This is a genomic window from Streptomyces sp. NPDC045022, assembly GCF_056432605.1.
In genome coordinates this window covers 24,197-47,231 of the sequence record NZ_JBWKIR010000028.1, presented here as the reverse complement: position 1 = coordinate 47,231, position 23,035 = coordinate 24,197, and the positions used below count along the sequence as shown (strand labels likewise).

At 75.7% G+C, this 23,035-nt stretch carries 4 protein-coding genes and 1 pseudogene; 4 read left to right on the top strand and 1 reads right to left on the bottom strand.

All coding sequences use genetic code 11. The features are described from left to right. Nucleotides 1-223, bottom strand: a pseudogene (locus AC07C1_RS33840) (hypothetical protein); the annotation flags it as partial. A 10-nt stretch (nt 224-233) separates the two neighbouring features. Between AC07C1_RS33840 and AC07C1_RS33835 the strand changes: the two are divergent. The 4 genes from AC07C1_RS33835 to AC07C1_RS33820 all read left to right on the top strand — a co-directional run bounded on the left by AC07C1_RS33835 (nt 234) and on the right by AC07C1_RS33820 (nt 23,017). Next, nucleotides 234-20,555, top strand: a complete 20,322-nt coding sequence (locus AC07C1_RS33835; protein WP_478945357.1) for a non-ribosomal peptide synthase/polyketide synthase — start codon at nt 234-236, stop codon at nt 20,553-20,555. Between the two features lie 140 nt (nt 20,556-20,695). After that, complete coding sequence (locus tag AC07C1_RS33830) at nt 20,696-20,899, top strand: MbtH family protein (protein WP_132785699.1); 204 nt, start codon at nt 20,696-20,698, stop codon at nt 20,897-20,899. A 145-nt stretch (nt 20,900-21,044) separates the two neighbouring features. Continuing rightward, nucleotides 21,045-21,770, top strand: a complete 726-nt coding sequence (locus AC07C1_RS33825) for a GNAT family N-acetyltransferase (RefSeq protein WP_478945355.1) — start codon at nt 21,045-21,047, stop codon at nt 21,768-21,770. Further along, on the top strand, nt 21,767-23,017 hold the full coding sequence (locus AC07C1_RS33820; protein ID WP_478945353.1) for an MFS transporter: 1,251 nt from the start codon (nt 21,767-21,769) through the stop codon (nt 23,015-23,017). Before AC07C1_RS33825 ends, AC07C1_RS33820 begins: the two co-directional genes overlap by 4 nt. The last annotated feature ends 18 nt before the right edge of the window (nt 23,018-23,035 follow it).

Here is a 23,035-nt window from a genome sequence, read left to right as displayed (position 1 = left end):
GTGCGGAGCCTTCCGGCTCGACCCGTGCGGAGCCTTCCGGCTCGACCCGTGCGGAGCCTTCCGGCTCGACCCGTGCGGAGCCTTCCGGCTCGACCCGTGCGGAGCCTTCCGGCTCGACCCCTGCGGAGCCTTCCGGCTCCACCCCCGCGAAGCGCCCCGGCTCGACCCCCGCCCCCGCCGCGTCCTCGAAGCGGGACCGTGCCCGGGCCCTGCCCGAGGACATGCGGGAGGCGTTGCGTCGGAGGCTGGCCGGGCGGGCGGGCGGCGCGTCCGACGGCGGCCCGCGCGGCATACCGCGCGCCGGCCGCGACCGGCCGCTGCCCCTGTCCTTCGCCCAGCAGCGCCTGTGGTTCCTGGACCGGCTGCGGCCCGGCGACCCGCGCTACAACAGCGCCGTCGCCGTCCGGCTCACCGGCACCCTGGACCACGGCGCGCTGCAGACGGCCCTGACCGCCGTCGTGGCCCGCCACGAGGCACTGCGCACCACGTTCGAGGAGACCGACGGCCGGCCCGCGCAGCTCGTCCACCCCGCCGGGCCGGTCCCGCTGCCGGCCCGTGACACCACGGACGCCGACGCCGACCTGCTCGCGGAGTACTCCCGTCCCTTCGACCTGCGGCAGGGCCCCTTGCTGCGTGCCCTGCTGCTGCGCGAGTCGGCGAGATCGCACGTGCTGCTGCTGACCGCCCATCACATCGTCACCGACGGCTGGTCGATGGGCATCGTCCTGGACGAGCTGTGCACCGCCTACGACGCCCTCGCCCAGGGCGCCACACCGCAGGCGCCCCCGGTGGCGACGCAGTACCCGGACTTCGCGGTGTGGCAGCGCGAGCAGCTCTCGGGCACCCGGCTGGAACGACAGCTCGCCCACTGGAGGGAGAGGCTGACGGGCACGGTCGCCCCCGAACTGCCCCTGGACCGGCCGCGGCGCGGCGAGGAGGCGGGCGCGGGCGCCATCCACACCTTCACCGTCCCCGCCCGCTTCACGGCACGGCTGCGCGACCTCGCGAGAGAACAGCACACCACCCTCTACACCGCCCTGGTCGCCACCGCCCAGGCCCTGCTGGCCCGCTGGTCCGGCCAGGACGACATCACCGTCGGTTCGCTGACCCCCGGCCGGTCCCGCACCGACCTCGAACGCACCGTCGGCTTCTTCGTGAACACGGTGGTGCTGCGCACGCCGGTGCGGGCGTCCGGAACGTTCCGCGACCTGCTGGCGGAGACGGCCGGTACCGTCAACGACGCCTTCGCGTACGGCGACACGCCGTTCGAGCGGATCGTGGAGGCGGTGGGTGCGCCGCGTGAGGCGGGCCGTAACCCGCTGTTCGACGTGATGGTCCTGCTGCACCCCGACCCGCCCGCCGCGACCGCCCCGCACGGGCTCGCCACCTCCCCGGTCGCCGTGCCCCGCCAGGCGGCCACCTTCGACCTGAGCGTCGAGTTCGTACCGGACGGGGACGCCCTGACCGGCCTGCTGGAGTACCGCACCGACCTGTTCGACCCGGCGACGGCCGAGCGGATGGCCGGGCAGCTGCTGCGACTGCTTCAGGCCGCCACCACCGAACCGGACCGGCCACTCGGCACCCTGCCCCTGTTGCCCGAGCGGGAGGTTCAGCAGGTCACCCGGGACTGGAACGCCACCGCCCACCCCGTCGACGCGGCCACCCACCCGCAGCTCTTCGAGCGCCGGGCGGCCCTCACCCCCGGTGCTCTCGCCCTGGTCGCCGGCGGCGAGCGGCTGGACTACGCCACGCTCAACGCCCGCGCCAACCGGCTCGCCCACCACCTCATCGCCCTCGGCGCCGGGCCCGAACGGCTGGTCGCGCTGCGGCTGCCGCGCACCGCCGACATGATCGTGGCGATCCTCGCCGTCTGGAAGTCCGGCGCGGGCTATCTGCCCCTGGACCCCGCCCTGCCCGAGGAGCGCGTCCGCTACCTGCTGCGGGACGCCCGCCCGGCACTGGTCCTCGACGAGGCCGCGCTGCGGTCCATGCCCGCCGGCCTCCCGGACACCGACCCGACCGACACCGACCGCCGCGTCCCGCTGGACCCGTGGCACACCGCGTACGTCATCTACACCTCCGGTTCCACCGGCCGCCCCAAGGGCGTCGCCGTGGCCCACCGCTCGGCGGTGAACCTGCTGGCCGCACACCGCGCGGGCTTCGTGTCCGACGCCGGCGGCGGCCCGCTGCGGATCGCCCTCACCGCCTCCTTCTCCTTCGACACCTCCCTCGAAGGCGTGCTGCTGATGGCCGACGGCCACCCGCTGCACCTGGTCGACGAGGTGACCCGGATGGACCCGGCCGCCCTGGTCGAGTACGTCGTCGAACACCGCGTCGACTTCCTCGACCTGACTCCCTCGTACCTGCGGCAGCTGCTGCCCGCGGGACTGCTCACCGACCCCCGGCACCGCCCCCGGGTGCTGATGCTCGGCGGCGAGGCGGTCGGGCCCGCCCTGTGGCGCGAGCTGGCCGCGCACCCCGACGTGACGGCCTACAACTTCTACGGACCCACGGAGTGCACGGTCGACGCGCTGGCCTGCCGGATCGAGGGCGCCGGCCGCCCGCTGGTGGGCCGCCCGCTGCCGAACGTCCGGGCCTACGTCCTCGACGACCGGCTGCAGCCGGTCCCCCCCGGTGTCGGCGGCGAGCTGTACCTCGCGGGCGAGCAACTGGCCCGGGGCTACGCCGGCCGCCCGGGCCTGACCGCCGCCCGGTTCACCGCCGACCCGTTCGGGCCGCCCGGCACCCGGATGTACCGCACGGGCGACCTGGCCCGCTGGACCGCGGACGGGCGCCTCGACTACCTCGGACGCGCCGACGACCAGGTCAAGGTGCGCGGCCACCGCGTCGAACCCGGCGAGATCGAGGCGGCCCTGCTCGACCTGCCCGAGGTCGCCGCGGCCGCGGTCGTCGCCGTGACCGACCCGCACGGCCACACCCGGCTGGCCGCCTACGTCGTCCCCGCTCCCGGCGCGTCCCGGCCCGCCCCGGCGGACCTGCGGGCGGCCCTGCGGCGCGTGCTCCCCGACCACATGGTGCCGTCCTCCTTCACCGCGCTCGACGCGCTGCCGCTGACCATCAGCGGCAAGGTGGACCGCCGCGCCCTGCCCGCCCCCGACCTCGAAGGCGCCGAGCGGGGAGGGGAGTTCGTGGCCCCGCGCACCGCCGAGGAGGAGACCCTGGCCGGCATCTGGGCCGAGGTGCTCGGGGTGGCCCGGGTGGGCGTCACGGACAACTTCTTCGAGCTGGGCGGCGACTCGATCCTGAGCATCCAGGCCGTCTCCCGGGCCCGTGCCGCGGGCCTGCGCCTCGGCTCGCAGGACGTCTTCCGGCACCAGACGGTCGCCGACCTGGCCGCGGCGGCGGCCCGCCGGACCGCCACCGTGCCCGCGCCCCGGCGCCCACACGAGGACGGTCCCGCCCCGCTCACCCCGGTGCAGGAGTGGTTCCTCGCCACGCACGGACCGCTGCGCCACTTCAGCATGTCCCTGCTGCTCGACCTGCCGCACGACCTGGACGAGGCGGCTCTGGAACGGGCCCTGGACGCCGTCGTCGCCCGGCACCCGGCACTGCGCACCCGCTTCACCCGCACCGGGGACACCTGGCAACAGCACCCGGGCACGGGCCCGGCCACCGCACTGCTGACCCGGCACACCGCGTCCACCACACCCGCCGAGGCCGCCGACGCCGCCCGGGCGGCCCTGGATCCGGCCACCGGAGCACTGCTGCGCGCGGCCCTGCTGCCGGGCCGGGAGCGGCCGCGACTGTTCCTGACAGCCCATCACCTGGCCGTGGACAGCGTCTCCTGGCGGGTGCTGCTCGCCGACCTCGCACTCGCCTACCGGCAGGCGGCAGCGGGCGAGGACCCCCAGGTGGAGCCCGAGCACACGCCGTTCACCGACTGGTGCCGCCACCTCGCCGAGCGGGTCCGGGCCGGCGACCTCGACGACGACCTGCGGTACTGGACGGCCGAGACCGCCGAACCGCGCACCCCCCTGCCCGTGGACCTGCCCGGCACCCCGCTCGCGGGTTCCGTACGCACCGCGCGCACCCGGGTGGACCGCGCCACCACCGAGGCACTGCTGCGCCGGGTGCCGGGCGTGTACCGCACCCAGGTCAACGACGTGCTGCTGAGCGCGCTGGGCCGGGTGCTCGCCGACTGGGCGGGCGCCGAGCGGATCACCGTCGCCCTGGAGGGCCACGGCCGGGAGGAGGACCTGGCCGAGGGCGTCGATCTGTCCCGGACGGTCGGCTGGTTCACCAGCCAGTACCCCGTCACCCTCACCCCGGCCGGCCCGGCCGGGGCGCCGGACTGGGGCGCCACCCTCAAGAGCGTCAAGGAACGGCTGCGGGCCGTGCCCCGCCGCGGCCTGAGCTACCAGGCACTGGCCCATCTCGGCTCACCCGACCCGTCCGCCCGGCCGCTGCCGGACCTGCCGCTGCCCCAGGTGTGCTTCACCTACCACGGCCAGTGGGAGGCGCCCGGCGGAGGGGACTTCGCCCCCGCCGCCGACGTACCCGGCCGGGACACGGACCCCCGCGAGCCCCTGGACCACCTCCTCGACGTCTCGGCCGTGGTGGCCGACGGCGAGCTGGAGATCACCTGGCACTACAGCGACCAGGTGCACCAGGCGGACACCGTGCGGGGCCTGGCGGACGCAATGGCCCGCGCGCTCGCCGCCATCGCCGAGCACTGCGCCCGCCCCGGCGCCGGCGGGCGCACCCCCTCCGACTTCCCGCTCGCCCGCCTGGACCAGGCCGCGGTGGACCGCCTCGTGGGCGACGGCCGGAACGTGACGGACCTGCTGCCGCTCACCCCTCTCCAGGAAGGCATGCTCTTCCACCGCCTGGCCGGTGGGCCGGACGACGTGTACGTCGACCAGGCCGCGCTGCTGCTGGAAGGCGTGAGCGACCCGGACGCCCTGGCCGTCGCATGGCAGCGGGTCACCGACCGCACCCCGGCGCTGCGCACCTCGGTGGTCTGGGAGGGCGTACCGATCCCGCTCCTGGTCGTCCACCGCCGGGTCCGGCTGCCCGTCACCCAGCTGGACTGGCGGGAACCGGACGCGGGGGAGCGGGCCGACCGGCTGTCCCGGCTGCGCGCCGACGACCTCGCGCACGGCCTGGACCTCGGTGCGGCGCCCCTGATGCGGCTCACCCTCGTCCGGCTGCCCGACGCCCGCCTGCACCTGCTGTGGACCTCCCACCACCTGATCCTGGACGGCTGGAGCCTGGCCCAGGTGCTCACCGACGTGTTCGAGGAGTACGCGGCCCTCACCACCGGCACCGAGCCACGGCCGTCCGTGCGGCGCCCCTTCGGCGACTACGTGCGCTGGCTCGCCGACCAGGACACCGAGGCCGCCCGCGCCCACTGGCAAGGTGTCCTGGACGGGTTCGCCACGCCCACCCCGCTGCCCGTCGACCGCGTCCGGCGGGCGGGACACGAAACACGCTCGACGGGTGTGCTCTCGGCCGGGTTGTCCGGCGAGGTGTCCGCGCGGCTGGCGCGCACCGTCCGGGGGGCGGGGCTGACGCTCGGCACGGTGGTGCAGGGCGCCTGGGCGCTGCTGCTGTCCCGCTACAGCGCCGAGCGGGACGTGCTGTTCGGCACCACCGTCTCCGGCCGCCCCGACGACCTGCCCGGCGTCGAGTCGATGGTGGGCATGTTCATCAACACCCTGCCCACCCGCGTGCACGTGGACGGCGACCGTACCGCCACCGCCTGGCTGCGGGACCTGCAGCAGGCGCAGGCCGAGGCACGGCGGTTCGCCGCGGTGTCCCTCGCCGAGCTGACCGCTCTCAGCGCCGTGCCGTCCGGCAGCGCGCTGTTCGACAGCATGGTCGCGTTCGAGAACTACCCCTTCGACGAGGCCCGTTCGGCCACCGGCATACGCCTGGCCGAGGTCTCCTCGCGGGACGCCACCAACTACGCCCTCGTGCTGCGGGCCTACCAGGGTGAGCGCTTCGGCTTCGACCTCGCCTACGACCCCGGCCTGTTCGACGACACGACCGTACGCGCCCTCGCCGACCGGCTGTGCCTGCTGCTCACCGAGCTGGCCGACGACCCGGACCGCCCGCTGCGCACCCTGGACTGGACCACCGCCGAGGAACGGCGGCGCATCCTGGTCGACTGGAACGGCACCGAGGAGGGCCGGCCCACCGAGACCCTCGTCGACCTCTTCGCGGCACAGGCCGCCCGCACGCCCGACGCCGAGGCCGTCAGCTGCGGCGACGAGCGCCTGGACTACGCCACGCTGAACGCGCGGGCGAACCGGCTCGCCCACCGGCTCGCCGAACTCGGCGCCGCACCCGAGCGGTTCGTGGCCCTCGCGCTGCCCCGCTCCTGCGACCTGGTGGTGTCCGTCCTCGCCGTCCTCAAGACCGGCGCCGCCTACCTGCCCATCGACCCCGCGCTGCCCGCCGAACGCGTCGCCGGGCTGCTGGCGGACGCGGCCCCGGTGGCACTGGTGACGACGGTGGAGACCGCCGCACGGGCCGACGGCACCGCCCTACCTCTCCTGCGGCTGGACGACACCGGGGTACGGGCCGACCTGGCCGGGCGTCCGGCCACGGACCCGCGGGACCCGGGCCGCCGCCCGCTGCCCGAGAGTCCGGCCTACGCCATCTACACCTCCGGCTCCACCGGCCGCCCCAAGGGCGTCGTCGTCCCGCACGCCAACGTGGTGCGCCTGTTCACCCGCACCCGGCACTGGTTCGGCTTCGGCGCGGACGACGTGTGGGCGCTGTTCCACTCCTACGCCTTCGACTTCTCGGTGTGGGAGCTGTGGGGCCCGCTGCTGCACGGCGGCCGGCTGGTCGTCGTCCCCGACGACACCGCCCGTTCCCCGGAGGACTTCCTGCGGCTGCTCGCCGACGAGCGGATCACCGTCCTCAACCAGACCCCGTCCGCCTTCTACCCGTTGGTCCGCGCGGACGCCGAACTCCCGGACGTCAGCGCCCGGCTGGCGCTGCGTACGGTGGTCTTCGGCGGCGAGGCACTGGACGTGTCCGGGCTCGACGACTGGTACGCGCGCCACCCGGACACCGCGCCCCGCCTGGTGAACATGTACGGCATCACCGAGACCACCGTGCACGTCACCTACGCCCCGCTGGACCGTACGACCGCCCGCACGGGCACCGCGAGTCCCATCGGTACCGGCATCCCCGACCTGCGCGTCCACGTCCTCGACGACATGCTGCGGCCCGTACCGCCCGGTGCGGTCGGCGAGCTGTACGTCGGCGGAGAAGGCCTGGCCCGCGGCTACCTGGGCCGGCCCGGCCTGACCGCGACCCGCTTCGTCGCCGACCCGTTCGGGCGGCCCGGCGCCCGCATGTACCGCACCGGCGACCGGGCCCGCCGGCGGTCCGACGGCGCCCTGGAGTACCTGGGCCGTGCCGACCAGCAGGTGAAGATCCGCGGCTACCGTATCGAACCGGGCGAGATCGAGGCCGCCCTGCACACCCACCCCGGTGTCGGCGCCGCGACCGTGGGTGTCTACGAGGACACGGCCGGGACGCGCCGGCTGGTGGCCCACGTCGTCGGCACCGGCAGCGGCGACCGGGCCGCACCGCCCCCCTCCGCCGCCGAACTCCGCTCCCACCTGGGGCGGTTGCTGCCCGCCCACATGGTGCCCGCCGCCTATGTGCCGATGACCGCGCTGCCGCTCACCGTCAACGGCAAGCTCGACCGCCGCGCGCTGCCCGCGCCGGGCCCCGACGGGTTCGCCGCCGGCGGCGACCGCACTCCGCCGCGCACACCCGCCGAGCGGCTGGTCGCCGCGGCCTGGACGGACGTACTGGACACCGACGAGGCCGGCCCGGACGACGACTTCTTCGCCCTCGGCGGCGACTCCATCCTCGCCGTCCGCGTCACCTCCCGGCTGCGCGCCGCCTTCGGCACGGACGTCTCGCCCCGCCTGCTGTTCACCCACCCGACCCTGTCGGACCTCGCGGCCGCCCTCGGCGACCCGCCCGCCGAGCGCACCGCCCCGGCCGACGTCATCGCGGCCACCGGCCCGGACACCCCGGCGCCGCTGTCGTACGCCCAGCAACGGCTGTGGTTCCTCGACCGGTTCGAGCCCGGCAGCACGGAGTACACCACGCTGTCCGTACTGCGGCTGCGCGGCCGGCTCGACGAGGCCGCCCTGTCCACCGCCCTGGACGGCCTGGTCGCCCGGCACGAGGCGCTGCGCACCACCTTCGAGGAACACGACGGCCAGGCCCGGCAGGTCGTCCACCCGCCGAGCGCGGTCGACCTGCCACGGGACCGCCTCGCGGGCGAGGCCGACCTGGACGCCCTCCTCGAGCGTGAGGCAGGCACCCCCTTCGACCTGACCACCGGACCGCTGCTGCGCGCCCGCCTGGCCCGCCTCGCCACCGACGACCACGTCCTCGTCCTGGCCGTCCACCACATCGTCACCGACGGCTGGTCCCTCGGCGTGCTCGGCCGGGACCTCGGGGAGCTGTACGCGGCGGCCCTCGACAACCGCCCGCCCGTCCTGCCCGGCCTGCCCGTGCGCTACGCCGACCACGCCACCTGGCAGCGCACCCGCGCCGACCACATCGAGGCCGGTCTCGCCCACTGGCGCCGGGCCCTGGACGGGGTCACCCCACTGGAACCGCCCACCGACCGGCCGCGCCCGGCCGTCCGCACCCGTGACGGGGCCCTGCTGACCTTCACCCTGCCCGCCGCCCTGACCGAGCGGCTGCGCGAGCGCGGCCGGGAGGCCGACGCCACCCTGTACATGACCCTCGTGACCGCCTGCCAGGTACTGCTCGCCCGCTGGGCGGGGCAGCAGGACGTCACCGTCGGTACCGTCACCGCGGGCCGCGACCGGCCCGAACTGCACGACGTGGTCGGCATGTTCGTCAACACGCTGGTGCTGCGCGCCCGGGTGCGGCCGGACCTGCCGTTCCGTGAGCTGCTGGCCGAGGTGCGGAGCACCGTCCTGGACGCGTTCGCCCACCAGGACGTGCCCTTCGAGCGGGTCGTGGACGCCCTCCGGCCCGAACGGGACACCAGCCGCACCCCGCTGTTCCAGGTCATGGTCGCCCTGCACAACCTGGGCGCCGAGGTGCCCCCGCTGCCGGGCCTGGCGGTCGAGCCGATGACACCGCCGGTCCGCAACGCCACCTTCGACCTCGCCTTCGACTTCGTCGAACGGGACGGCGGCCTCACCGGCTACGTGGAGTACGACACCGGCCTGTTCGACGCCGACACCATCGCGGGTCTGGCCGGCCGGCTGCGGATCCTGCTGGAGGCCGCGGCGGAGGACCCCGAACGCGCCGTCGGTGCCCTGCCGCTGATGACCGGCACCGAACGGCAGCGGGTGCTCGCGTTCGGGCAGGGCACCCCTCTGCCCGAGCCGGACACCACCTTCCCCGCCCTGTTCGAGGCCCAGGCCGCCCGCACCCCGCACCTCACCGCGCTGGTGGCCCGGGACACCACCCTCGACTTCGCCGCACTGGACGATCGGGCCAACCGGCTCGCCCACCACCTCATCGCGCTCGGAGCCGGCCCCGAACGCGTCGTCGCGGTCCGGCTGCCGCGCACCTCCGAGCTGGTGGTGGCCCTGTTCGCGGTGCTCAAGGCGGGCGCCACCCTGCTGTGCCTCGACCCCGAACTGCCCGCGGACCGCATCCGGTTCCTCCTCGACGACGCCCGGCCGCACACACTGCTGACCGACCTGGGCGAGGTGCCCTGGGACCGGCTGCCCGCCCACGACCCGACCGACGCGGACCGGACCGGGCCGCTGCTGCCCGGGCACACCGCCTACCTCGTCTACACCTCCGGCTCGACCGGCCGCCCCAAGGGCGTCGCCGTCGAACACCGGCAGCTGGTCAACCTCTGCCACGACCACCGCGCGGGCCTGCTCGCCCCCCACACGTCCGACGGGCGGCGGCTGCAGGCCGCGCTCAGCGCCTCCTTCTCCTTCGACACCTCCTGGGAGGGACCGCTCCTGCTCGCCCTCGGCCACGAGGTCCACCTCGTCGACGAGGACGTACGCCTGGACCCGGAGGCCTTCTGCGCCCAGGTCACCGAAGGCCGGCTGGACCTGGTGAACGTCACCCCGTCCTTCCTGCGCGAACTCACCTCCGCCGGACTGCTGGCCCCCGGCCGCCACCACCCGCGCCTGCTGCTCGTCGGCGGCGAGGCGGTCACCACCGCCACCTGGCGGGAACTGGCCGCGGCCGAACGGGACCTGGACATCACCGTCCACAACATGTACGGGCCCACCGAGTGCACCGTCGACGCCGTCTACGCCCGCTGCGCCGACAGCCCCGACCGCCCGGTCATCGGCCGCCCCGGCGGCAACCTGCGCGCCTACGTCCTCGACGGCACCCTGCGCCCGGTACCGCCCGGCGTCCCCGGCGAGCTGTACCTGGCCGGATCGCAGGTGGCCCGGGGCTATCCGAACCGGCCCGGCCTGACCGCCGCCCGCTTCGTGGCCGACCCGTTCGGGGCACCCGGGGAGCGCATGTACCGCACCGGGGACCGGGCCCGCTGGGACGGGAACGGGCTGCTGGAGTTCCTCGGCCGGGTCGACGAGCAGGTCAAGATCCGCGGGTTCCGCATCGAGCCCGGCGAGGTGGAGGCCGCCCTCCTGGACCACCCCGACGTCGCCGACGCGGCCGTGGCCGTCCGTGAGCAGGCGGGTCGCCACACGCTGGTCGGCTACGTCGTGCCCGCCGGCGACCGCGTTCCCACGGCCGACGAACTGCGGCTGCGGCTGCGGCGCACGCTGCCCGACCACATGGTGCCCACCGCTTTCGTCCCGCTGGCCCGCGTCCCGCGCACCACCAGCGGCAAGACCGACCGCCGCGCGCTGCCCGCGCCGCCCGCGCAGCCCGGCACCGGCACCCCGTACGTGGCGCCCCGACCCGGCACGGAGGAACGGCTCGCCGCGATCTGGGCGGAGGTGCTCGGCGCCGAACGCGTCGGCGCCCGGGACAACTTCTTCACGCTCGGCGGCGACTCCATCCTCAGCATCCAGATCGTCTCCCGCGCCCGGCAGACCGGGCTCACCCTCACCACGAAGGACGTCTTCCGGCACCAGACCGTCGCCGAACTCGCCCTGCGCGTCGGTGAGGCCACCGCCCGCCCGGCCGTCACCGGCGACGTCCCGCCCGCCGAGGCCCCGCTCACCCCGATCCAGCACTGGTACCTCGACGGCCGCGAACCCGCCCAGGGCCTGCGCTTCACCATGACCCAGCGGCTGCGCACGGCCCCGGGCACCGACCCGGCGGCCCTCGGCCGGGCCGCCGAGGCCCTCGTCGCCCACCACGCGGCCCTGCGCACCCGGTTCCGGCACACCGACGGCTGCTGGCGCCAGCACGTCCTGACCGAGGCGCCGGACGCCGTCTTCACCCGCCATGACGTCACCCGGCTGGACGGCACGACGCTGGAGGCGGAGGTGCAGCGACGCACGGACGAGGCACAGGCCGCCCTCGATCCCACCGCGGGCCGGGTCGTCCGCGTCCTGTTCTTCGACGCAGGCCCGGAACGAGCCGGCCAACTCGTCTTCACCGTCCACCACTTGGCGGTGGACGGGGTGTCCTGGCGCATCCTGCTCGCCGACCTGGAAACCGCGTACCGGGCGGCCGGAACCGGACGGCCCGTGGCGCTGCCCCCGGCGGGCACCTCGTACGGGCACTGGGCCACCCGGCTCGAGGAGCACACCCGCTCCGGCGCTCTCGACGCGAACCTGCCGTACTGGACACGCACCGGCGCGGCCCCGGCCGACCTGCCCGCGGGCCGGCCCGGTCCCAACACCCACGGCACCGCCGCCACCGTCACCGTCACGCTGGACCCGGACACCACCGACGCCCTGCTGCGCCAGGTCCCGGAGGTCTACCGCACCCAGGTCAACGACGTCCTCCTCAGCGCCCTCGGCCGCACCCTCGCCCGCTGGTGCGGACGCGACACCGTGCTGATCGGCGTTGAGGGGCACGGCCGGGAGGACCTCTTCGACGACGTGGACCTGTCGCGGACGGTGGGCTGGTTCACCGCCGAGTTCCCGCTCGCCCTGCGCGTCGACCCGGCCGCCGGCTGGCACGACACTCTGCGCTCGGTCAAGGAGCAGCTGCGCGCGGTGCCGCTGCACGGCCTGAGCCACGGCGCCCTGCGCCACCTGCTGCCCGGCACCCCGCTCACCGGCACCCCGGCCCCGCGGGTCGGCTTCAACTACCACGGACAGTGGGACGCGGGCGGCACCGGCGCCGACGGCCTGTACGCCGGCCCGCTGCCCCCGGCCGGCCGCGACACCGACCCGGACGAAACCCGCCCCTACCTCCTGGACATCACCGGTGTGGTCCAGCGCGGACGGCTCGAGCTGGGCTGGACCTACCCGGCGGCCGTCTACGACGAGGACACCGTCCGCCGGCTGGCCGAGGAGACGGTCACCGCCCTGCGCGACATCGCGGCCCACTGCTCCCGGCCCGGGGCGGGCGGCCGTACCCCGTCCGACTTCCCGCTCACCGGCCTCACCCAGGACCGGCTCGACGCGCTGATCGGCGACGGCCGGCACGTCGAGGACGTCCTGCCGCTCACCCCGCTGCAGTCCGGCATGCTCTTCCACGGGCTCGTCGACACCGAGAACGCCTACTTCGACCGCACCGCGGTACGGCTCTCGGGGGTGGCCGACCCGCACGCGTTCGCCGAGGCCTGGCAGCGGGTCGCCGACCGTACCCCGGTGCTGCGCACCAGCGTGCACTGGCGGGGTCTGCCCCATCCCGTGCAGGTGGTCCAGCACCGCGCCGAGCTGCCCGTGACGCACCTCGACTGGCGCGACCTGACGCCCGAGGCGCGGGCGGCGGAGACCGAACGGCTGCTCGCCGAGGACCGCGCCGCCGGAATGGACCTGAGCACCGCACCGCTCACCCGGCTCACCCTGGCCGCGCTGCCCGGTGACGAGGTGCTGCTGGTGTGGTCCACCCATCACATCGTGCTGGACGGCTGGAGCACCGGACAGCTGCTCACCGAGGTGTGCGAATGCTACGCGGCGCTGACCGGCGGCCCGGAGGCGGCGCCCCCGGTACGGCGGCCGTTCGCGGACTTCCTGCACTGGCTGCGCGGCCAGGACGAGACGGCGGCCGAGCGGCACTGGGCCGACGCGCTGGCCGGGTTCACCGCCCGCACCCCGCTGCCGTACGACCGCACACCCGCCGAGGCGCACCGCGCCCGGTCCGCGGCGGCCGTCCACCACGCACTGGACGAGGAGGTCTCCCGGCGGCTCCGGGAGACCGCCGCGCGCGCCGGGCTGACCGTCAACACCGTGGTGGAGGGCGCCTGGGCGCTGCTGCTGGCCCGCACCGGCGGACGCGACGACGTGGTGTTCGGCACGACCGTCTCGGGCCGCCCGGCCGAACTGCCCGGCGTCGAGACCATGATCGGCATGTTCATCAACACCGTGCCCACCCGGGTCCGCATCCCCGGCGGGAGCGTGCTGCCCTGGCTGCGCGAGCTGCAGGAGCGGCAGAGCGAGGCCCGCCGGTTCGACTTCCTCGCGCTGCCCCGCATCCAGGCCGTGAGCGACGTCGCCGCCGGTGAACCGCTGTTCGACAGCATGGTGGTGTTCGAGAACTACCCCGTGGACGAGTCGGCCACGGCCCGCACCGGCGTCCGGGTGGCGGAGGTGCGCGCCGACGACGCCACCACCTTCCCCTGGTGCCTGCGCGCCCACCTGGCCGAACGGCTCGGTTTCGACCTGGCCTACGACCCCGCGCTCTTCGACCGCGCCACCGTCGAGCGGGCTGCCGGCCGGCTGGCCGCCCTGCTCACCGCCCTCGCCGACGGCGTCGACGGCGACCTCGACGACCTGGACCTGCTCACCGAGGCCGACCGGCGGCTGCTCGCGGACTGGAACTCCACCAGCCGCCCGGCGGTGCCGCGCAGTCCGGTGGACCTGTTCGCCGCACAGGCCCTGAGCACCCCGGAGGCGATCGCGGTGTCCGACGGCGACCAGGAGCTGACCTACCGTCAACTCCACGCGTGGGCGGCCCGGCTGGCCGCCCGGCTGCGGGACCGCGGCCTGAGGGCCGAGGACCGGGTGGCGCTCCTGATGGACCGCTCGGCCGAACTCGTCGTCGCCCAGCTGGCGGTCCTCATGGCGGGCGGCGCCTACGTGCCCGTCGACACCCGGGCCCCCGAGGAACGCCGCCGCACCCTGCTCGCCCAGGCGGGCGCCACGGTGCGGCTCACCGCCCCCGAGGTCACCACCGCCCGCACCGGCACCACGGAAGAGCCCGCACCGCCCACCGCCCCCGGCCCCGAGGCCACCGCCGCCCACACCCCCACCGAGGCCGCTCCCGCTCACACCGGCGCTGAGATCACCGCCGACCGCAGCGGCATCGAGGGCACCGCCGCCGAGGCTGGCGCCCCCCGCACCGCCCCCGAGGCCACCGCCCGCACCGCCACCGCGGAAGAGCCCGCACCGTCCACTGCCTCCGGCCTCGAGGCCACCGCCGCCCACACCCCCACCGAGGCCGCTCCCGCTCACAGCGGCGCTGAGATCACCGCCGACCGCAGCGGCATCGAGGTCTTCGCCGCCGAGGCTGGCGCGCCCCGCACCGCCCCCGAGGTCACCACCGCCCGCACCGGCACCACGGAAGAGCCCGCACCGCCTGCCGCCCCCGGCCCCGAGGCCACCGCCGACCGCAGCGGCATCGAGGTCACCACCACCGATGTCCCCCCCGCCCGCACCGGCGACCCGGGACCGGCCGCACCGCCCGCCGACCCCGACCGGCTGGCCTACGTGATGTTCACCTCCGGTTCCACCGGCCGCCCCAAGGCCGTGGCGGTGCGGCACCGCGACGTGGCGGCGCTGGGCACCGACAGCCGTTTCGCCGGCGGGGCGTGTGCCCGGGTGCTCCTGCACTCGCCGGTGGCCTTCGACGCCGCCACCTTCGAGGTGTGGGCGCCACTGCTCAACGGCGGGTGCGTGGTCGTGGCCCCCGGCGGCAGCGTGGACGCGGCCCTCGTACGGCGGCTGGCCGCCGACGGCGGACTGACGGCACTGTGGCTGACCGCCGGCCTCTTCCGGCTCCTCGCGCAGGACGCCCCGGACTGCTTCCAGGGCCTCGTCCAGGTGTGGACCGGCGGTGACGTGGTCCCGGCCGCGGCCGTGCGCCGGGTGCTGGCCGCCTGCCCGGGCCTGACCGTGGTGGACGGCTACGGGCCCACCGAGACGACGACCTTCGCCACCTCCTTCGCCCTCGCCGACGCGGCGGCGGTCCCGGACACCGTCCCCATCGGCCATCCCCTGGACGACATGCGCGTCCACGTCCTCGACAGCCGGCTGCGGCCCGTCCCGCCCGGCTGCGCCGGTGAGCTGTACGTGGCCGGCGAGGGCGTGGCGCGCGGCTACCTGGGCCGCCCCGGCGACACCGCGGCCCGCTTCCTCGCCGACCCCTGCGGCCCACCCGGCGCCCGGATGTACCGCACGGGCGACCTGGCCCGGCGGCGCCCGGACGGCACCGTCGAGTTCCTCGGCCGTGCCGACGACCAGGTGAAGATCCGCGGCTTCCGGGTGGAGCCCGGTGAGGTCGAGGCCGCCCTCGCCGCCCACCCGGACGTCGTGGACGTGGCCGTGCTGGCCCGCGAGGACCGGCCGGGCGCCAGGCGGCTCGTGGCCTATGTGGTCGGCCCGGCCGGGGAGGACCCGGAGGAGCTGGGCGCCTTCGCCGCCCGCACCCTGCCCGACTACCTCGTGCCCACCGCGTTCGTCCCGCTCGCCGCGCTCCCGCTGAGCGGCAACGGCAAGGTCGACCGGGCGGCGCTCCCGGCACCGGAGACCCTCCCCGGGCGTGAGCGCGTCGAGCCCCGCAACGCGGCCGAGCACCGTACGGCGCAGGTGTTCGGGGAGGTCCTGGGGGTCGAACCGCCCGGCGTGGAGGACGACTTCTTCGGGCTCGGCGGTGACTCCATCCTCAGCATCCGGCTCGCCTCCCGCCTCGCCGAGGCCTTCGGCACCGACCTCACACCCCGCGCGGTGTTCACCCACCCCACGCCCGCCGCACTGGCCCGCCTGCTCGCCGAGCAGCGCCCGGCGGACCGCCCGGCGATCGTCCCGGTGGCCCGCGACGCGGTCGCCCCGATGTCGTACGCCCAGCAACGCCTCTGGTTCCTGGAGGAGTTCACCCCCGGCGGCGCCGAGTACGTCACCGCGCTCGCCCTGCGGCTGCGCGGCACCCTGGACACCGGCGCCCTCGGCGCGGCGCTCGGTTCCCTGGTGGCCCGGCACGAGTCGCTGCGCACCACCTTCGACAGCGTCGACGGCCACGGTGTGCAGATCGTCCACCCGCCGCAGGACGTGCCCCTGCCCCTGCGCGACCTCTCCCCGCTGCCCGCGCAGCAGCGTGAGCCGGCCCTGCGCCGCCTGCTCGCCGAGGACCGCACCCGCCCCTTCGACCTGCGCGGAGGACCGCTGCTGCGCTGCGGCCTGGTGCGGCTGGCCGGCGACGATCACGTCCTCACCCTCACCCTGCACCACATCGTCACCGACGGCTGGTCGACCTCCGTCCTGCTCGGCGACCTGGCGCAGCTGTACCGGGCGGAACTCGGCATGGCGGACGCGGAGCTGGCTCTGCTGCCGGTGCAGTACGCCGACTACGCCCACTGGCAGCGCACGGCCGGCGGCACCGGTACGGACGAGCAACTCGCCTACTGGAAGGAGCAACTGGCCGACGCCGAGCCGCTGGAGCTGCCCACCGACCGCCCCCGGCCGCCGATCCGCACCAGCGACGGGGCGACGACCCGGCTGGTGGTGCCGGCCCGGACCGCCCGGCGCCTGACGCGGCTCGCCCGGGACCGGGGGACCACCCTGTTCACCACGCTGGTCGCCGCCGCCCAGGCCTACCTCGCCCGGCTGTCCGGCGCCACCGACATCGCCGTCGGCACCGTCACCTCCGGCCGCGACCGGGCCGAGACGCAGGGACTCGTCGGGTTCTTCGTCAACACCCTGGTGCTGCGCTCGCCGGTGCGGACCCAGCAGCCCTTCACGGAGTTCCTGACCGGGGTCCGGCAGACGGTCCTGGACGCCTTCGCCCACCAGGACGTGCCGTTCGAGCGGGTCGTGGACGAGGTGCAGCCGGTCCGCGACACCAGCCGCAGCCCGCTCTTCCAGGTCATGGTCGTCCTGCAGAACACCCCGTCCGTCGACCTCGAACTGCCCGGCCTGGACGTCACCGACGTCGAACCGGAGTCGGAACAGGCCGCGTTCGACCTCACCCTGGAGTTCGCCGAGACCGGCTCCGGAGCGTTGCACGGCCTGCTCACCTACAACACCGGCCTGTTCGACACGGCCACGGCCGAGCGGATGGCCGCCCAGCTCGGCACGCTCCTGGCCGCCGTCGCGGAGGATCCCGGCCGCCCCCTCGGCGCCCTGCCGCTGACCTCCGACGACGAGCTGAAGGCCCTGCTGGACCAGGGACGGGGCACCTTCCGCCCGGTGCCCGAGGCGACCCTGCCGGACCTGTTCCAGCGGCAGGCGGCCCGTACGCCGGACGCGGTGGCGCTGGTGGACGGTGACCGGGAGCTGACCTACGCGGACGTGGACCGGGCGGCCAACCGGCTGGCGCACCGGCTCATCCGGGACGGCGTCGGTCCGGAGCGGGTGGTGGCGCTCGCCCTGCCCCGCTCGGCGGAGACGGTGCTGGCCCAGCTCGCCGTCACCAAGGCCGGCGGCGCCTTCCTGCCGGTGGACCCGAACTACCCTCCGCAACGCCGGGAGTTCATGATCCGGGACGCCGGCGCCCACCTGGTGCTCGACGACCCGGCCGAGGTGTGGGCCGCGGAGGGACCGGACACGGCGCCCACGGACGCCGAGCGCACCGCCCCGCTCAGCCCCGGCCACCCCGCCTACGTCATCCACACCTCCGGCTCGACCGGCACCCCCAAGGGGGTGGTGGTCACCCACCGGGGTCTGTCCTCCTTCGCCGCGGCCGCGGCCGAGCGGTACGCGGCGGGCCCCGGCGACCGGGTGCTGCAGTTCGCCTCGCCCAGCTTCGACGCCTCCCTGCTCGAACTGTGCGTGTCCCTGCTCAGCGGGGCCACGCTGGTGACGGGGGAGGAGGGCCCGCTCGTCGGGGAACGGCTGGCCGAGGTGCTCGCCGCACGCCGCATCAGCCACACCCTCGTCCCGCCCGCGGCCCTCGCCACCGTCCCGCCGGAAACGGCGAGCACCCTGCCCGGCCTGCGCACCCTGATCGTCGGCGCCGAGGCCTGCCCGGCGGACCTGGTCGAGACCTGGGCACCCGGCCGCCGGATGATCAACTCCTACGGACCGACCGAGGCCACCGTGGTCGCCACCTGGACCGGCCCGCTGTCACCCGGTGACGGCGCCCCGCCCATCGGCCGCCCCTCCGGCGTCACCCGCGTCCACGTCCTCGACGCCGCCCTGCGTCCGGTCCCGCCCGGTGTCACCGGGGAGTTGTACGTGGCGGGACCCGGCCTCGCCCGCGGCTACCTCGGGCGTCCCGGCCTCACCGCCCAGCGGTTCGTCGCCGACCCGTTCGGCGCGCCGGGGGAGCGCATGTACCGCACCGGGGACCTGGTGCGCTGGACCGCCGACGGCGAACTCCGGTTCGCCGGACGCGTGGACGACCAGGTCAAGCTGCGCGGCTTCCGCATCGAGCCGGGCGAGATAGAGAGCGCCCTGCGCCGCAGCCCCCTGGTGCGCGACGCCGTCGTCGTCGTGCGCGCGGACGCGCCGAAGGAAGGCGCGGCCACCGGACCCGCCCGGCTCGTGGCCTACGTCGTACCGGCGGACCCCGCCGTCGCCGACGTGCCCGTCGGTGAACTGCGGGAGCAGCTGGCGGGGCTGCTGCCCCCGCACATGGTGCCGGCGCTCTTCGTGCCGCTCCCAAGGCTGCCGCTCACCCCGAACGGCAAGACCGACCGGCGGGCCCTGCCCGCACCCGGACCCGCGCACCGGCCCGACGGACAGCGCACCGCGCCGCGCACGGACACCGAGCGCCGTATCGCCCGGATCTGGGCCGACGTACTCGGCATCGAGGAGGTCGGCGCCGACGACAACTTCTTCGCGCTCGGCGGCGACTCCATCCTGAGCATGCAGGTCGTCTCCCGGCTGCGCCGGGACGGCCTGCACCTGGCCACCCGGGACCTGTTCACGCACCAGACCGTGGCCGAACTGGCCACCGTCGTCCGCGGCGCGCCCCAGCGTTCCGAGGACGGACCGGTCACGGGGGAGGTGCCGCTCACCCCCATCCAGGAGTGGTTCCTGACCACCCCGCGCGCCGCCCACCACCACTTCAACCAGTCGGCGCTGCTCGAACTCGACGGCGCCCCCGACCTGCGGGCCCTGCGCACGAGCCTCGACGCCCTGGTGGAGCACCACGACGCGCTGCGCATGCGGTTCACCCGCGACGCGGAGGGCTGGCACCAGTTCAACCCACTGCCCGCCGGCACCGGCGACCGCGACGACATCCTCGCCCGGTACGACCTGACGGGCCTGTCCGCCGAGGAGGCCGACGCGGCCATGCAGAAGGCCGCCGACGACCTGCACGCGAGCTTCGACCTGGCCCACGGCCCGCAACTGCGGGCGGCCCTGTTCACCGGCGACCCGGACCGGCCGGTGTTCCTCCTGCTCGTCGCCCACCACCTCGTGATCGACGCCGTCTCCTGGCGCATCCTGCGCGACGACCTGGAGATCGCCTACCGGCAGGCGGTCGAGGGCGGATCGGTCACGCTGGGGGAGCGCAGCACCAGCTTCCGCGCGTGGTCCAGGAAACTCTCGGCGTACGTCGCCGAGGGCGGCCTGGACCACGAACTGCCCTACTGGGAGGAGGCCGTACGCGCCGAACCGGCGCCGGCGGACGTGCCGCCGGGAGCCGGGGCGGCACCGACCGCCGTGGTCGGCGTGGAACTCGGCGAAGAGGACACGGCGGCCCTGCTGCGCTCGGCCCCGACGGCCTACCGCACCCGCGTCAACGACGTGCTGCTCGCCGCCCTCGCCCTGTCCCTGGCCCGCTGGACCGGGCACGACCGGGTCCGCCTGGACCTCGAAGGACACGGCCGAGAGGACCTGCTCGACGGAGTCGACCTCTCCCGCACGGTCGGCTGGTTCACCACCGTCCACCCGGTCGCCCTCCAGGTGCCCGACCCCGGCGACCTGGGACCCGGGCGGGACTGGCGGTCCCTGGTGAAGTCGGTGCGCCGCCAGCTGCGCACCGTGCCCGGCAACGGACTCGGCTTCGGCGCCCTGCGCACCTTCGGCCCGCCCGAGGTCCGCGAGCGTCTCGGCTCCGGCGCGCACGGCCAGGTGGTGTTCAACTACCTCGGCCAGTGGGACTCCGGCCCCGAGACCCGCGGCAGCGGCCTGGTGCGCACCGAGCACGGCTCCTTCGGGCAGGACCACGACCCCCGGGACCCCGGCTCGCACCTGGTGGAGGTGGTGGGCTCGGTGCAGCACGGCCGCCTCGCCTTCACCTGGCACCACCGGCCCGGCATCCACGACACCGCCACCGTCCGCCGCGTCGCCGAGGAATTCGCCCAGGCCCTGCGGCACATCGCCCAGCACGCCCGGGGAGGCCGGTGACGACGTACCGATCCCGGCCCGGGCCGCCCCGGCGGCCGGCCCGGCACGACCCGCGCTCCCCGCGCGCTCCGACCCGGGGCGGCCGCGCCCGCCCCGCTCCGACCACCCGACCCGACCCAGCGATCGCGAAGGAACGTGACATGGACGAGAACACCCGCTACCAGGTGCTGCGCAACGACGAGGAGCAGTACTCCCTGTGGCCCGTCGACATCGAGGTGCCCGCCGGCTGGCAGCCCGTCGGCAAGGAGGGCACCGAGGCCGAGTGCTCCGCCTACGTCGACGAGGTCTGGACCGACATGCGCCCGCGCAGCCTGCGTGAGCGCATGGAGAACGCCGGAGCCTGACCACCGGCCGGCCCGCACCACCGGCGCCGGGCCGGCCGCACCGCGGCGGCCCGGCGCGTTCCCCCACCACTGCCCGCGGTTCCACCCCACCGGCGCCCCACCGCCCTCGGCCCCACCGCACGCGCCCGCTTCCGAGGAGCCCGTCATGACCCCCGTACTGCGCACCGAACGCCTGGAGTTCCTGCCCTATCGTCCCGAGCACGAGGACGCCTTCGTCGCGCTGCTGCGCAACGAGGAGGTGTGCCGCTGGATGGGGCAGGACCTCGTGCCCGAACCGGACGTCCGCGCGCTGTTCCGGGCCATCCTCACCGACGTCTACCCGCAGCACCGCTTCGACGTGTGGGGCCTGTGGCATCAGGGCACGTACGTCGGCCACGCCGAGGTGAAGAGGACCGGCAACGTCGACGGCCACGAACTCGTCACCGCGCTGGCCCCCGAGCACTGGGGCCGGGGCCTGGGCGGGGAAGTGGTGCGCGGCCTCCTCCGCCACGCCGCCGACAACCTCGGGCTAGAAGAGGCCTACGGCATGGTGGGCGCCGGGAACACCGCGAGCCTGACGATGTGCCACCGGCTGGGCTTCCGCCGGCTGCGCGATGTCGTCGCCGACGACGGTTCCGTGACGAAGCTGCTGGTCGTCCGGACGAGGACGACGAGCCGGACCACGCCCGGCAGCCCGGCGGGGGACCCCGCCCATCCGACGGCGACGACCGACACGCCGCTCCCGACGGCGACCGGCACCTCGCTTCCGGCGGCGGGCCCCGCGGACGCGACACTCCGGGGGGCGGCCACCACGCCGCTCCCGGCAGCGGCGGCGGACCCGGGGAGTGGTGTGCGGGCGGCCGGTCCGGCGCGTACGGCGGACCCGGTGTGAGCCGGCCGCCGCTCACCGAGGACGCCACCGGCGCGCCCGGCACCGGCCGGCCGCCGAGCCTGTGGCGCAACCGTGACTTCAACCTGCTGTGGACCGGCCAGTGCCTGTCGGACCTCGGCGGTGCCATGGCGGACCTGGCCCTGCCGCTGCTGGTCCTGCAGCAGACCGGCTCACCGGCACGGGCCGGGCTCGTCGGCACCACGGGACTCGCCGTCACCCTGGTCTGCCGGTTGCCGGCGGGTGTCCTCGCCGACCGCTTCGACCGGCGCCGGATGATGATCGTCTCCGACGCCTTCCGGATGGCCGTGTACGCCCTGTTCGCCTGCGCGCTCCTGGCGGACACGGCCGGTCTCGCCGTGATCGTCGCGGTGGTGGCCTGCAGTGCCGCCGCCACGGCCGTCTTCAGCACCGCCGAGCACGCCGCGATCCGCAACCTGGTGCGTCCCGACCAGATCGGTACCGCGGTGGCCCGCAACGAGGCCCGCTCGTACGGCACCTCGCTGGCCGGCCCGCCGCTGGGCGGCCTGCTGTTCGGGATCGGCCGGGCCCTGCCGTTCGCCGGCAACGCGTTGAGTTTCCTGCTCTCGCTGGTGGCCGTGGTCTGTGTCCGCCGGCCCCTGCAGCAACCCCGGCGGGAGTCACCCCCGCCCGCGCGCGGGTCCGCCGTACAGGGCCTGCGGTTCGTGCTGGCCCACCCGTTCCTGCGGGCCCTGCTCCTGATCGCCGCCCCGCTCAACATGGCCTTCACCGGCATGGTCTTCGCGCTGACCCTCTCACTCAGACGCGCCGGGCTCTCGCCGTTCCTGATCGGCCTCGCGGGCACGATCTTCGCCGTGGGCGGCTTCCTCGGCGCGTTCGCCGCGCCGGCCCTGCAGCGCATGCTGCGCCTGCCCGTCCTGCTCACGCTGCTCTGCTGGGTCACCGCCGCGCTGATGGCGGTCAGCGCGCTGCTGTCCACCACGATCCTCGCCGCCGTGCCTCTGGCCGTCGCGGTGTTCCTCGGGCCCACCGCCAACGCCGCCCTCTTCGGCCACCAGGCCGCCCTGACCCCCGACCACCTCCAGGGGCGCGTGGTCAGCGTGCTCCTCCTGGCCGCCGGGTCGGCGGCGGCCCTCGCCCCCGCCCTGGCCGGAGCACTGCTGGGCCGCTGGGGTGGCGCACCGGCGATGCTCGTCTTCTCCGCGCTGGTCAGCGTCGCCGCCGTGGCCGCCGGCCGCAGCCGGGGCATCCGGGGCGGCGCCGCGTAGCGTCACAGGGGCTGCGCG